Origin of the sequence: Bradyrhizobium sp. ORS 111 (assembly GCF_045571485.1) — a bacterium.
GTDB lineage: Bacteria > Pseudomonadota > Alphaproteobacteria > Rhizobiales > Xanthobacteraceae > Bradyrhizobium.
In genome coordinates, this window is sequence record NZ_CP120701.1 from 3,426,262 (window position 1) to 3,439,111 (window position 12,850).

At 63.3% G+C, this 12,850-nt stretch carries 14 protein-coding genes and 1 pseudogene; 11 read left to right on the top strand and 4 right to left on the bottom strand.

What is annotated here, in order from left to right:
• Positions 1-4: 4 nt before the first annotated feature.
• From rpmD to P6U30_RS15845, 10 genes and pseudogenes are all read left to right on the top strand, one after another.
• On the top strand, positions 5-196 hold the full coding sequence (gene rpmD / locus P6U30_RS15800; protein WP_028335461.1) for a 50S ribosomal protein L30: 192 nt from the start codon (positions 5-7) through the stop codon (positions 194-196).
• 22 nt (positions 197-218) lie between these two features.
• Entirely contained in the window at positions 219-707 is a 489-nt protein-coding gene (gene rplO / locus P6U30_RS15805) for a 50S ribosomal protein L15 (RefSeq protein ID WP_407151938.1), read from the top strand.
• Between the two features lie 161 nt (positions 708-868).
• Positions 869-2,200: a preprotein translocase subunit SecY gene (gene secY / locus P6U30_RS15810; protein ID WP_407169860.1), complete on the top strand. Its 1,332-nt coding sequence runs from the start codon at positions 869-871 to the stop codon at positions 2,198-2,200.
• Between the two features lie 76 nt (positions 2,201-2,276).
• Complete coding sequence (locus tag P6U30_RS15815) at positions 2,277-3,140, top strand: adenylate kinase (RefSeq protein WP_407170462.1); 864 nt, start codon at positions 2,277-2,279, stop codon at positions 3,138-3,140.
• 190 nt (positions 3,141-3,330) lie between these two features.
• A complete protein-coding gene (gene rpsM, locus P6U30_RS15820; RefSeq protein WP_137483446.1) occupies positions 3,331-3,699 on the top strand; it encodes a 30S ribosomal protein S13 in 369 nt (122 codons plus the stop codon).
• 123 nt (positions 3,700-3,822) lie between these two features.
• On the top strand, positions 3,823-4,212 hold the full coding sequence (gene rpsK / locus P6U30_RS15825; RefSeq protein ID WP_006021048.1) for a 30S ribosomal protein S11: 390 nt from the start codon (positions 3,823-3,825) through the stop codon (positions 4,210-4,212).
• Between the two features lie 101 nt (positions 4,213-4,313).
• The gene (locus P6U30_RS15830) at positions 4,314-5,345 is read left to right on the top strand and encodes a DNA-directed RNA polymerase subunit alpha (RefSeq protein WP_407169861.1); all 1,032 of its coding nucleotides are present in this window, start codon (positions 4,314-4,316) and stop codon (positions 5,343-5,345) included.
• Between the two features lie 140 nt (positions 5,346-5,485).
• On the top strand, positions 5,486-5,902 hold the full coding sequence (gene rplQ, locus P6U30_RS15835) for a 50S ribosomal protein L17 (RefSeq protein WP_280977368.1): 417 nt from the start codon (positions 5,486-5,488) through the stop codon (positions 5,900-5,902).
• A 135-nt stretch (positions 5,903-6,037) separates the two neighbouring features.
• Positions 6,038-6,832: an SDR family NAD(P)-dependent oxidoreductase gene (locus P6U30_RS15840; protein ID WP_407169862.1), complete on the top strand. Its 795-nt coding sequence runs from the start codon at positions 6,038-6,040 to the stop codon at positions 6,830-6,832.
• Positions 6,833-6,838: 6 nt separating this feature from the next.
• Positions 6,839-7,131, top strand: a pseudogene (locus tag P6U30_RS15845) (DUF1330 domain-containing protein).
• A 40-nt stretch (positions 7,132-7,171) separates the two neighbouring features.
• Here P6U30_RS15845 and P6U30_RS15850 read toward each other — a convergent pair.
• From P6U30_RS15850 to P6U30_RS15865, 4 genes are all read right to left on the bottom strand, one after another.
• Positions 7,172-8,299, bottom strand: a complete 1,128-nt coding sequence (locus P6U30_RS15850) for a hypothetical protein (RefSeq protein ID WP_407169863.1) — start codon at positions 8,297-8,299, stop codon at positions 7,172-7,174.
• A 71-nt stretch (positions 8,300-8,370) separates the two neighbouring features.
• Positions 8,371-9,450: a phosphotransferase gene (locus tag P6U30_RS15855; RefSeq protein WP_407169864.1), complete on the bottom strand. Its 1,080-nt coding sequence runs from the start codon at positions 9,448-9,450 to the stop codon at positions 8,371-8,373.
• A 346-nt stretch (positions 9,451-9,796) separates the two neighbouring features.
• On the bottom strand, positions 9,797-11,128 hold the full coding sequence (locus tag P6U30_RS15860; protein ID WP_407165344.1) for an IS1182 family transposase: 1,332 nt from the start codon (positions 11,126-11,128) through the stop codon (positions 9,797-9,799).
• A gap of 174 nt (positions 11,129-11,302) precedes the next feature.
• On the bottom strand, positions 11,303-12,316 hold the full coding sequence (locus P6U30_RS15865; protein WP_407169865.1) for a zinc-binding alcohol dehydrogenase family protein: 1,014 nt from the start codon (positions 12,314-12,316) through the stop codon (positions 11,303-11,305).
• Between the two features lie 120 nt (positions 12,317-12,436).
• Here P6U30_RS15865 and P6U30_RS15870 point away from each other — a divergent pair, with 120 nt between their 5' ends.
• Complete coding sequence (locus P6U30_RS15870) at positions 12,437-12,814, top strand: winged helix-turn-helix transcriptional regulator (RefSeq protein WP_407169866.1); 378 nt, start codon at positions 12,437-12,439, stop codon at positions 12,812-12,814.
• Positions 12,815-12,850 lie beyond the last annotated feature (36 nt).

Below are 12,850 nucleotides of genomic sequence, written 5' to 3' on the forward strand. Positions count from 1 at the left end.
TGTCATGGCCAAGGCCAGCAAGACGATCAAGGTCGAGCAGATCGGCAGCGCAATCCGCCGCCATCACTCGCAGCGTTCGACGCTGATCGGCCTCAAGCTCAACAAGATCGGCCGGGTCGCTGAACTGCAGGACACCCCTGAAGTTCGCGGCATGATCAGCAAGGTCCAGCATCTCGTCCGCGTCGTCGGCGAGTAAGCAAGATATAAGGAGAAGGGCGATGAAGCTCAGCGATATCGCCGACAACGCCGGCGCCCGCAAGAAGCGGATGCGTGTCGGCCGTGGCATCGGTTCCGGCAAGGGCAAGACTTCGGGCCGCGGCGGCAAGGGCCAGACCGCGCGTTCGGGCGTCCGCATCAAGGGGTTCGAAGGCGGCCAGATGCCGATGCATCGCCGTCTGCCCAAGCGCGGCTTCAACAACATCTTCAAGCTCGACTTCGCCGAGATCAATCTCGACCGTCTGCAGGAAGCGATCGACAACAAGCTGGTCGATACGTCTGCGACCGTGAACGCAGAATCGCTGGTGAAGGCCGGCGTGCTGCGTCGCGCCAAGGACGGCCTGCGGCTGCTCGGCCGCGGCGAGATCAAGGCCAAGCTGACCATCGAGGTGCATGGCGCCTCCAAGTCGGCCATTGCCGCCGTCGAGAAGGCTGGCGGCTCGGTCAAGATCCTTGCCCCCGCCAAGAAGGAAGAAGGCGAGGCGGCGTAACATCTGCGTCATTGCCCGCGCCAGACGCGGGCGATCCGCAGATCGAATGATGGACTTATCGCGGCCGAGCACCAGATAATGTCCGGTGTCTGCCGACCACCCCGGGGAGAACTGTTCTCTTGGGGGCGTCGGCGAAAGGGGGCTCCGGGAGAAGCCGAAACATGGTCTCAGCAGCCGAACAACTTGCAGCAAACCTCAATTTCGGAGCTCTGGCGAAGGCTGACGAGCTGAAGAAGCGCATCTGGTTCACCCTGGGTGCGCTGCTTGTTTATCGGCTGGGGACCTATATCCCGCTGCCCGGCATCGATCCCAACATCTGGGAACAGGTGTTCCGCACCCAGGCCGGCGGCATCCTCGGCATGTTCAACATGTTCGCCGGCGGCGGCATCCACCGCATGGCGATCTTCGCGCTGAACATCATGCCGTACATCTCGGCATCGATCATCATCCAGCTCCTCACCACCGTTTCGCCGCAGCTCGAGGCCCTGAAGAAGGAAGGCGAGGCGGGCCGCAAGACGCTGAACCAGTACACCCGCTACCTCACGGTGATCCTGGCCCTTTTCCAGTCCTACGGCATCGCGGTTGGCCTCGAAGGCGCCGGCAATGTCGTCAGCGACCCCGGCCTGTTCTTCCGCCTCTCGACCGCGATCACGCTGACCGGCGGCACCATGTTCCTGATGTGGCTCGGCGAGCAGATCACCTCGCGCGGCATCGGCAACGGTATCTCGCTGATCATCCTGTCCGGCATCGTCGCCGAGCTGCCGTCGGCGCTCGCCAACATGCTCGAACTCGGCCGCCAGGGCGCGATGTCAACCGGCCTGATCCTGATCGTCATCGTGATGGCGGTCGCGGTGATCGCCTTCATCGTGTTCATGGAGCGGGCGCAGCGCCGGCTGCTGATCCAGTATCCGAAGCGCCAGGTCGGCAACAAGATGTTCGAGGGCCAGTCCTCGCATCTGCCGCTCAAGCTCAACACCTCGGGCGTGATTCCGCCGATCTTCGCCTCGTCGCTGCTGCTGCTGCCGACCACGGTCGCAAACTTCAACGCGGGCAAAGGGCCGGAATGGTTCCAGTGGATCACCACCCAGCTCGGCCATGGTCGGCCGCTGTTCCTGATCCTTTATCTCGCGCTGATCGTGTTCTTCGCGTTCTTCTACACCGCGATCGTGTTCAACCCGACCGAGACCGCCGACAATCTGAAGAAGCATGGCGGTTTCATTCCGGGCATCCGGCCCGGCGAACGCACCGCCGAATATATCGACTACGTGCTGTCGCGGATCACGGTGCTCGGCGCGATCTATCTTGCTATCGTCTGTCTGATTCCGGAGATTCTGATTTCCTACGCCTCGGTGCCGTTCTACTTTGGTGGCACGTCGCTCTTGATCGTCGTCAGCGTGACGATGGATACCGTGGCGCAGGTTCAGGGTTATCTGCTCGCCCATCAGTATGAAGGGCTGATCAGGAAGTCGAAGCTCAGGGGTCGTCGCCGCTGATCGGGGTGCGTGGCGGTACCAAACTCAAAACTCGGGTGTGCGGCTCGCGTTCACCTGGCCGGGGGGCGAATTAGTCATGAGATTGATCCTTTTGGGGCCGCCGGGCTCGGGCAAGGGGACCCAGGCGCAGCGGCTGGTCCATAAGCACGGCATCGTGCAGCTCTCGACCGGCGAGATGCTGCGCGCGGCGGTGGCCGCCGGCACGCCGATCGGGCTGCAGGCCAAGGAGATCATGGCCAATGGCGGCCTGGTGCCCGACGAGGTCGTGGTCGGGATCATCGCCGACCGCATCGAACAGCCCGACGCCAAGAAGGGTTTCATCCTGGATGGCTTCCCGCGCACGGTTCCGCAGGCCCACGCGCTCGACGAACTGCTCAGGAAGAAGCATCTCAAGCTCGACGCGGTCGTCGAACTGCGCGTGAACGAGAGCGCGCTGCTGGACCGAGTTGAGAAGCGTGCCGAGGAGACCCGGGCGCGCGGGGAGGAGGTCCGGCTCGACGATACGCCGGAAGTGTTGACCAAGCGCCTCGCGCAGTACCGATCGCTGACGGAGCCGCTGATTCACTATTACTCGGAGCGGCGGAAGCTCCTGACCGTCGATGGCATGATGACCATCGAGCACGTCACCCGGGAGATCAACCGGATCCTGACCGCGATCGGCGCGCTGGAACCGAAGGCTGCCGAATCGGCCAAATCCACCGCCGCGGCGGCTAAGAAGCCCGCCAAGCCGGCTGCGAGGCCCGCCAAGAAGGCTGCGGCGACGTCCAGGGCAGCCAAAAAGGCCGCCAAGGGCGCCAAAAAGACCGCCAAACCGGCCCGGAAGGCTGCCAAGGTCGCCAAGAAGGCCAAAAAGGTGGCCAAGGCCAAGGCTGCCGGGAAGGGCAGGAAAACCGCCAAGAAGGCAGCAAAAAAGCTCACGAAAAAGCGAGCTAAGCGTTAGGAGCGGTTGACGAAACCGACATGAATCCTTTAATAAGCCCCGCATCCAAGTCGGATAGTTTATGACGATGCCGGGCCCCAAAGGACATGAGGGGAAGGGCGTCGTGTTCGCGTTTGTGGACACCTTGCCCGCGAAAGCAAGAACTTGAGAAGCCCGTATCCGTGATGGATCGGCGACAGGAGAGAAGTCCGTGGCCCGTATTGCCGGCGTCAACATTCCCACCAACAAGCGCGTGCTGATCGCGCTTCAGTACATCCATGGCATCGGCCAGAAGAACGCCGCCGACATCATGGAGAAGGTCAAGATTCCGCTGGACCGTCGCGTCAACCAGTTGACCGACCAGGAAGTCCTGCAGATCCGCGAAGTCATCGACCGCGACTATTTGGTTGAGGGCGACCTCCGTCGCGAGGTTGGCATCAACATCAAGCGTCTGATGGACCTCGGCTGCTATCGCGGCCTGCGCCATCGCCGCGGTCTGCCGGTGCGCGGCCAGCGGACCCACACCAATGCGCGTACGCGCAAGGGGCCGGCCAAGGCGATCGCCGGCAAGAAGAAGTAATTTGGCGAATAGCGAACAAAGGGCGGCGAATAGGTCCTATTCGCTGCCCGCCGTTCGCTCATCGCTTTTTAGGTGTAGCCGCTGGCGTTACGGCGGCGTCTGAGATCACAGGAAAGGTTAGAAATGGGCAAGGAAGCCACCCGCGTACGCCGCCGCGAACGCAAGAACATCGCCTCCGGCATCGCGCACGTGAATTCGTCGTTCAACAACACGACCATCACCATCACCGACGCGCAGGGCAACACGATCGCCTGGTCGTCGGCGGGCACCATGGGCTTCAAGGGCTCGCGCAAATCGACACCCTATGCCGCGCAGGTCGCGGCGGAAGACGTCTCCAAGAAGGCGCAGGAGCACGGCATGCGCACGCTGGAGGTTGAAGTGGCCGGTCCAGGTTCGGGCCGGGAGTCGGCGCTCCGTGCGCTGCAGGCTGCGGGCTTCACCGTCACCTCGATCCGCGACGTGACCACGATCCCGCACAATGGCTGCCGCCCGCGCAAGCGCCGGCGTGTTTGATTGAAATCGCGGGCGGCCCGGCCGCTCGCGATCGTTTTTGGAATTGACCGCGCGGACTGTTCCGCGATCTCCAACGCCAGGCTCGTCCATTCGACTGGCACATGGGTGAAACAGTGACGATCCAGAAAAATTGGCAAGAACTCATTCGACCGAACAAGCTGCAGGTGACGCCGGGCTCGGACGCGTCCCGGTTCGCCACCGTCGTCGCCGAGCCGCTCGAGCGTGGCTTCGGCCAGACGCTCGGTAACGCGCTGCGCCGCATCCTGTTGTCCTCGCTGCAGGGCGCGGCGGTGCAGTCGGTGCACATCGACGGCGTTCTGCACGAGTTCTCCTCGATCGCTGGCGTTCGTGAGGACGTCACCGACATCGTGCTCAACATCAAGGACATCTCGATCAAGATGCAGGGCGAAGGCCCGAAGCGTATGGTCGTGAAGAAGCAGGGCCCGGGCGCGGTCACCGCCGGCGACATCCAGACCGTCGGGGACGTCACCGTCCTCAACCCCGAGCTGCAGCTCTGCACGCTGGACGACGGCGCCGAGATCCGCATGGAGTTCACGGTCACGACCGGCAAGGGCTACGTCGCCGCCGAGCGCAACCGTCCCGAGGATGCGCCGATCGGCCTGATCCCGGTCGACAGCCTGTTCTCGCCGGTCCGCAAGGTCTCCTACAAGGTCGAGAACACCCGTGAGGGTCAGATCCTCGACTACGACAAGCTGACCATGACGATCGAGACCAACGGCGCGATCTCGCCGGAGGACGCGGTGGCCTATGCCGCGCGCATCCTGCAGGATCAGCTCAACGTGTTCGTCAACTTCGAGGAGCCGCGCAAGGAAGTCGCGCAGGAGATCATCCCCGATCTCGCCTTCAATCCGGCGTTCCTCAAGAAGGTCGACGAGCTCGAGCTGTCGGTGCGCTCGGCAAACTGCCTGAAGAACGACAACATCGTCTACATCGGCGATCTCGTGCAGAAGTCGGAAGCGGAAATGCTCCGCACTCCGAACTTCGGCCGCAAGTCGCTGAACGAGATCAAGGAAGTGCTGGCCCAGATGGGTCTGCATCTCGGCATGGAAGTGCCGGGCTGGCCGCCGGAGAACATCGACGAGCTCGCCAAGCGCTTCGAGGATCACTACTGAGCGAATAGCGATTAGGGAATAGCGAATGGAAGCCATTCGCCATTCACTATTCGCTACTCGCGTCTTGGGCGAACGCAGGAAGCCCACCTGGGAAACTTGTCGCTGAACCACCGCGACAGAATTGAAAAAGGAATAAGTCAATGCGTCACGGCAAGGTTCATCGGAAGCTCAACCGCACCGCCGAGCATCGGCGTGCGATGTTCGCCAACATGGCGGCCGCGCTGATCAAGCACGAGCAGATCGTCACCACGCTGCCGAAGGCCAAGGAGCTGCGGCCGATCGTCGAGAAGCTCGTCACCCTCGGCAAGAAGGGCGGTCTGGCGCTGCGCCGTCAGGCGATCTCCGAGCTGCGCGACGTCGACCAGGTCAAGAAGCTGTTCGACACGCTGGCGCCCCGCTACAAGGATCGCCAGGGCGGCTACACCCGCATCATCAAGGCCGGCTTCCGCTACGGCGACAACGCGGCGATGGCCGTGATCGAGTTCGTCGATCGCGACGTCGATGCCAAGGGCCAGGACTCCGGCCCGACGCAGGAGAAGGAAGCCGAGGCGGCGTAAGCTCGCCTCGAGCCAAGGTTTCGAAAGCGGCGCCTTCGGGCGCCGTTTTTTTGTGAGTCTGTCGTTCCCGCATCCGGCTTGCGGCAACGCGCGAGCACGCAAATATCTCCTGCACGGCAGACTGGAGATCTTCCAATGAAAATCGACCTTTCCGGGAAGACGGCGCTGGTGACCGGCTCGACTGCAGGCATCGGCAATGCGATCGCAAGGGGCCTCGCAGGGACGGGGGCGGATGTCATCATCAACGGCCGCGGCCAGGCCAAGGTCGATGCCGCCGTTGCGGCGATCGCAAAGGCGGTGCCGGGCGGCAAGGTGCGCGGCATCGCCGCCGACGTCTCGACCGCCGCCGGCTGCAAGGCGCTGCTCGCAGCCGTGCCCGAGGTCGATATCCTCGTCAATAACGCCGGCATCTTCGAGCCGAAGGACTTCTTCGACATTCCCGACGAGGATTGGGATCGCTTCTTCGACGTCAACGTGATGTCGGGCGTGCGGCTGTCGCGCGGCTACATGCAGGGGATGCTGAAGCGCAATTGGGGCCGTATCGTCTTCATCTCCTCGGAATCCGGTCTCAACATCCCGACCGAGATGATCCACTACGGCATGACCAAGACCGCGCAGCTTGCGATCGCCCGCGAGCTCGCGCAATTGACCAAAGGCGCGGCCGTCACGGTCAACTCCGTGCTGCCCGGGCCGACCATGTCGGAGGGGGTGGGGGCGTTCGTCAAGGATCTGGCGAAGCAGAACGGCCAGTCGGTCGATGACGCGGCTTCCAGTTTCGTCAAGCAGCACCGGCCGACCTCGCTGCTGCAGCGCCTGGCCAGCACCGAAGAGATCGCCAACCTCGTGGTCTACGTCTGCTCGAAACAGGCATCGGCGACCAACGGCGCCGCGCTCCGCGCCGAAGGCGGTATCGTCAACACCATCGCGTGAGGACGCATGCCGGCCTATGCGATTTCCGAAGTCGAGATGCGGGACCCAGTCGCGTTCGAGGCTTATCGCTCGCTGGCGGCAAGCACCATCGCGCAATATGGCGGCCGTTACATCGTGCGTGGCGGCGCGGCCGAAGTGGTCGAGGGCGGTCCATCGCCGAAGGCCATCGTCATCGTCGAATTTCCGACGATGGCGATCTTGCGCGAATGGTACGCATCACCCGAATATGCCGCGGCGCTGAAACTGCGGGCGCGCTGGAGCGGCGGCTGATCTTCGTCGAGGGCGTACTGCCAGTTTGAGACGGACGTCCGTAAGCGGGAGTCCCGCTATATCGCAGCGCTAGCCTTTGGCTCCATCGAGGAAATCGCTGAAGCCGGCGGGACGGTAGGGGCCGAAGCACAATTGCTCCAGGACTCCGATCCCGGTCTGGTCGCCCTGGCGCGCGCGGACCACCTGCTGCACGTGCACGTTCTCGCGGGCCAGCGGATCGAGCGTCGTGGGATCGAACGATTCGCCGCCGACCTCCAGCTCGCCCTTCCACATGCCCTGGCCCCATTGCGGATGACCGTAGCCAAGGCCCTTCATCTGGAATTTGAGGATCGGGTCGAGCGCGATGGTGCTCGTCTGGCCGTCGATGTCGACGAGGTCGATCTCGGCATGTCGTGCCAGCCGTGTGTTCTGAACGTATTCCACGCGGTGGCGTGCGGTCGCCATACGGCGATCACGTCCGTCGACGACGCCGGGGATCTCAGCTTCGCTCGAATAGAGCGGCGCGGTAAAGCCTTCGCGGACCAGCGCTTCGCCACGCGTCCCATCGAAAAAGATGGCGTGCGATATGTGATCGTCCCAGAACAGCGGCGCCCAGAGGAAGAACACGCTCGGCGGCGGCATCGGTGCGCCTCCGATATCCCGTTCGCCGACGCTGCGAACGCCCCAGGAGCGATCCTTGGTGCCGTAGCACGATCGATCATCCACCTTGATCTCGCCATCGGGATGGCGAACGACACCGCGCCAGCGGCCGAACTGGTCGAACCGGGTCGAGTCCATGACGCGACGGTCGCCCGACCAAAGCGTCTGCCGCGCTTCCTGGATCGCCGCCGTGCGCGCGGAGAACGTCAGGTCGCACGCCAGGCCGGTCGCATTGTCGTCAAGCACGACGCGGGTCCGCAACATCGGTTCGATAATTTCCAGCCGGAACGGACCAACCTGCATGTCAGTTCGTTCGATCGGAGCGCGCCGCGAACCGAAAAAGCAGTGTTGTCGTCCCCCGCGTTCCACCACGCTGAAGGCGCAATCGAGAATCCTGCGGTGCGGATAGATCGCGATGCCGATCCCGAAATAATAGGCGCCGTCGGCCGTGTAGCCGTTGAACCAGGTTCGATCATAGACATTGCGGTCGCTGGTGAACGGAACCGCAATCGGTTCTGGCGTCTGGTGGATTGGGAAGTCGTCAAGTTTGTTGAGCACGCGGATCCCCTTCGATGTGTTCTTGTCGGGCGTGTTTCCTCACGCGGACCGTATCAGCGTCGTTGGACGCTCTAATCCTGCCAGAATCCGAAACTGTCGTGGTCCAGCGCCTGCGCGCAGGCGCCTTCCGTCATCTTCAGGAAAAGAGCGTCGCCGCGCTCTGAGCGCTGGACGCTGAGAGCGGAGACCACGCCCATCATGATCCCATGCAAGGTGTAGCGGCGATAATCCCGCCAGCAATGATCCCAGTCATAGCCTCGTACGCCGCGACGGATCAGCTCCGCATGATAGAACTGCACCAGATCGAGTTCGTGAAGTCGCCGTTCGGACGGATCAATGCCGGCCGACAGAAAATAGCTGACGTCAACGATGCCTGGACCGACCGTCAGCGTCTGCCAATCCAGCGTCGCCATCGGCTGGGTATTGCCCCGCACGTCAAACAGGATGTTGTCGAGCCTGAAGTCGGCATGTTGCAGAGTGCGCGGCGTCGACCTATCCGATTGGTAGCGCGGCATCGCATCCGGAAGCCGGTCGATGAGATCGAGGAATTCCGGCTCGATCACACCGCGATATCGATCCTTGTAGTGACCGATGATGGCGGGCAACGTGGCGCGGAAATCCTTTCGCTTGCCTGCGGCAACTGCAAAACAAGGCACCGCGTCCAGGGTCGGATCGCCCCATCGCGGCGCATGCAAGGCGGCGGCTTCGGCCATCGCCGTCTGGCAGTCCGCGATCGAGCATCCGGCGAGCTGGTCGCCTTGGCGTGCGGGCGCCAGATCCTCCAGGATCAATGTGAAGTCGTCCGTCGCCGGATCGATCTCGGCGAGGATCGGTCGCGGGGTGTGAATGGCGACCGTGCTCGCCAGCTCGCGATAGAACGCGACCTCGCGAAGATAGAGCATGTGCGCGGACCCGGAGCGTCGGCTGTCGGGATTTGCAGCGGGGAATTTGCCGATAACGGTGGCGGGCGCTTGCGGCTGATCTTCGTCATAGGTCAGACGAAATCGATAACTGTCTCCGACGAGACCATTGCCGACCGGCTTGCAGGCGAGATCGACGACCCGCGCTTGGCGGATCATGCCGGCTTTGCGCAATGCCCGCGTCATCCAGTCCGGATCGATCCGTGACGGATCGGCCGTGAGCAAACTCATCGGCTTCCTCCCATCCCCGCAAGGGGTCACCGCCGCTCCAGCCGCTTCTTGCGTCGGCCGGATTTAGAACGGGGTGATCGTGCCGGAATATATACAGGCTATGTCGTGCGCTTGGCAAAACTATGGGCCGGTCCGCAGGCTGCTGTCGCATATGCCGCCTTGGGCGGCTGCGCACGTCCTCGGCCTCGTGGTTCGAGACGCGCCGCATGCGGCGCTCCTCACCATGAGGGTCTACCATTGTGCCGCAACACTAGACCTCATCCTGAGAGGCTGTGAATCTAATTGAAGGTTGGCAGCTTTAGCGGAGAGGGACTGCGGCGGGCAGAGGCTAGCGGTGATTGTTTGATTAGGCGGCGGCCTGCAGCAGGCGGTGTCCGGCCAGGATGTTGTTGGTGAGGGCGAACCAGCGCAGCACCGTTTGGACCTTTTCGAGGCCGCGGACCATAAACCGCTGCAGGCCCCAGTTGCGGAAGCGGGCGTTGATGCACTCTGCCTGGACGCGACGCCTGTAGACTGACTTGCCGTGCGGGCTTCTCATGCGGACGCGCCAGGCGGCGACACCCGGTCCATCCCTGTCGCTCGGCTGATAGGGATCGCGCCGATGCTTGCTGCGTGAAGGTGGCCCGTAGATTTTGATCCCGCGGCCAGCCGCCCACTCGGTATCGTCATTCTTGTTGAAGCCGCCATCGACCAGATGGCGCTTCGGCCATCGGCCATAGCGGCGGTTGATCTTGTCCAGCATCGGCCGGGCCAGGCCGCGGTCGGAACCGACCGTTGTGACGTCGGTGACGAGCACGATCTGACCACCGGCGGCAGTGGAGAGCTGGCAATTGTAGGCGGGACGGAAGCCACCATCGGCCATCTTCATGACGCGAGCATCGGGATCAGTGGTGGAGGCGCGCGGTTCCTTCTGCTTCTCGACCTGCTTCTTGTTGGTCGTGCTGCGCCGTTCGCGCTCGGCCTCGATCTCGGCCAGCTTCTTCAGCGCCGAGGCCACACGCGCCTCGCGTTCACGTGCGGCCCGTTCCTCGGCCGCAACGATCCGCCGGTTGCTGGCTTGCGGATCGTCAGTGGCTTCTTCCTTCAACTGGCGGATCAGCCGTTGCGCCTTGCGCAGCTCTTTGTGAAGCTTCTTGCGGCGACGGAACGATTTGGTCCCAGCCGACGCACGCACCCGGACCCCGTCCTGTGCCACCTCATCCAGGTCGATGACCCCGGCCACCGACAGGCTGGCGACAGTGTCGCTCAACAGCCGATCCAGAAGCTCCGGATGCGCCGTGCGGAAGTCGGCCAAGCCGTGATAGTTGACGCTGACCCCGCCGCACAGCCACCGATAGACGTCGTGGCTCTCACATAACCGCGCCAGCGCCCGCGCGCTGCCAACGCCCTCGCTCGTCGCATAAAGCCATAGCGCCAGCAAAAGCCGCGGGCTCGCCGGCGCCTGTCCCGGCGTGTGGGTGCGGGCTCTGATCGCCTCTTCAAGCTCCTGCAGATCAAGTTTCTCAACGTAGGCCCAGATCACCCGCACCGGGTGGTCGGCAGCCACCAATGCCTCTAGATCGACCGCCCGAAGTTCGATCTGATCGCGCACCGGCTCTCGCATCCGCGGCTCGCCCGCATCGTTCGCACGTGCTCGTGTCTGCTGCGGAAGATCCGAAAAGAGTTCATCGCCGGACATCGTTGCACCTCTCCAGTGTCCACAATCAGGAATCACTGCAAGCGTGCAAACTCAATCAAAATCTGCACAAAGATTCACAGGCTCTGAGGAGGCCGCAACGCGGCCGTCTCGAAGGATGGGCCACAGGGCGTTTTTCTCCCAAGTGCGATTGCCCTAGGCAGCTTCCGAAGTGTCCTACCAGCCCTCCAGCACGATCTTGCCGCGCGACTTGCCGCTTTCGAGCAGCGCGTGGGCGCGCTTGAGGTTGGCGGCGTTGATGGTGCCGAAGGTTTGGTCGAGGGTGGTGCGCAGCACGCCCTTGTCGATCAGGTCCGAGACGTCATTGAGCAGATGATTCTGCGCGATCATGTCAGGCGTCTGGAACGAGGAGCGCGTGAACATCGATTCCCAGTGCACCGATACCGCCTTGCCCTTGAACACCGCGACGTTGAACTCCGGCGGATCGTCGATCAGGCCGAACTTGCCCTGCGGCGCGATGAAGTCGGCGATCGCCTTGTAGTGCTGATCGGTGAAGGTGAGGCTGGCGACCAGCCCGACCGGCGGCAGCTTCAGCTTCTCGATCTGCTCCTTCATCGGCTTGGCATGATCGATCACCGCATGCGCGCCGAGATCGAGGCACCATTTCGCGGACTCCGGGCGCGCCGCGGTCGCCACCACGGTGAGGCCGGTAAGACGGCGCGCGAGCTGGACCAGGATCGAGCCGACGCCGCCGGCGCCGCCCATGATGAGGAGTGTGCGCGGATCGAGGCTCTTGCCCGGCACCGCGCCGAGCCGATCGAACAGCAATTCCCATGCAGTGATCGAGGTCAGCGGCAGCGCCGCGGCCTGCGCGAATGACAGGGATTTGGGCTTCCTGCCGACGATGCGCTCGTCGACCAGGTGAAATTCCGAATTGGTGCCCTGGCGCTGAATCGATCCGGCATAGAACACCTCGTCGCCCGGCTTGAACAGGCTAACGTCGGGGCCGACCGCGTCGACCACTCCGGCTGCATCGAAGCCGAGGATCTTGTATTCGCCAGCGGGCGGCGCCGCGCGCTTGCGGACCTTATAGTCGACCGGGTTGGCCGAGATCGCCTTCACCGCGACGCGGATGTCGTGACCCTTCGGCTCCGGCTTTGCGGTTTCGAAATCAACGAGCGAATCCGCCGCCTCGATCGGCAGCGATTTTTGGTATCCGACGGCTTTCATGCCCTGTCTCCATTGGTGACGGCGATTGCCTGCTGCTTAACTGTCGCGCTGGCCTCCACTTGGCAAGTACTGTAAATTCAGGGAACTAGTCCCCGTTTGGATACTATTGGGAATAATCCGATGAAACGGCAGAATTTCGCACGCCGGCCGGGCTGCGCGGTCGAGACGGCGCTCGACCTGATCGACGGCAAATGGAAAGGCGTGATCCTGTTTCATCTACAGGCCGGCACCCAGCGCTTCGGCGAGTTACGGCGGCGGATGCCCGGCATCACCCAGCGCATGCTGACCAAGCAATTGCGCGCGCTCGAGGACGACGGTCTCGTGATCCGCAAGGTCTATGCCGAGGTGCCGCCGCGGGTCGAGTACACGCTGTCCGAACTCGGCGAGAGCCTGCGCCCGGTGATCGATATCCTCAAGGCATGGGGCGAGAGCCACCAGGAGCGGTTGTCCTGTGCGCCGGCGCCGGAGGTGTCGAGGAAACCGAAGCGCGCGGCCTGAGCCGCGCAAGAGATCAGAGCGAAAGCCGGGAGCAGG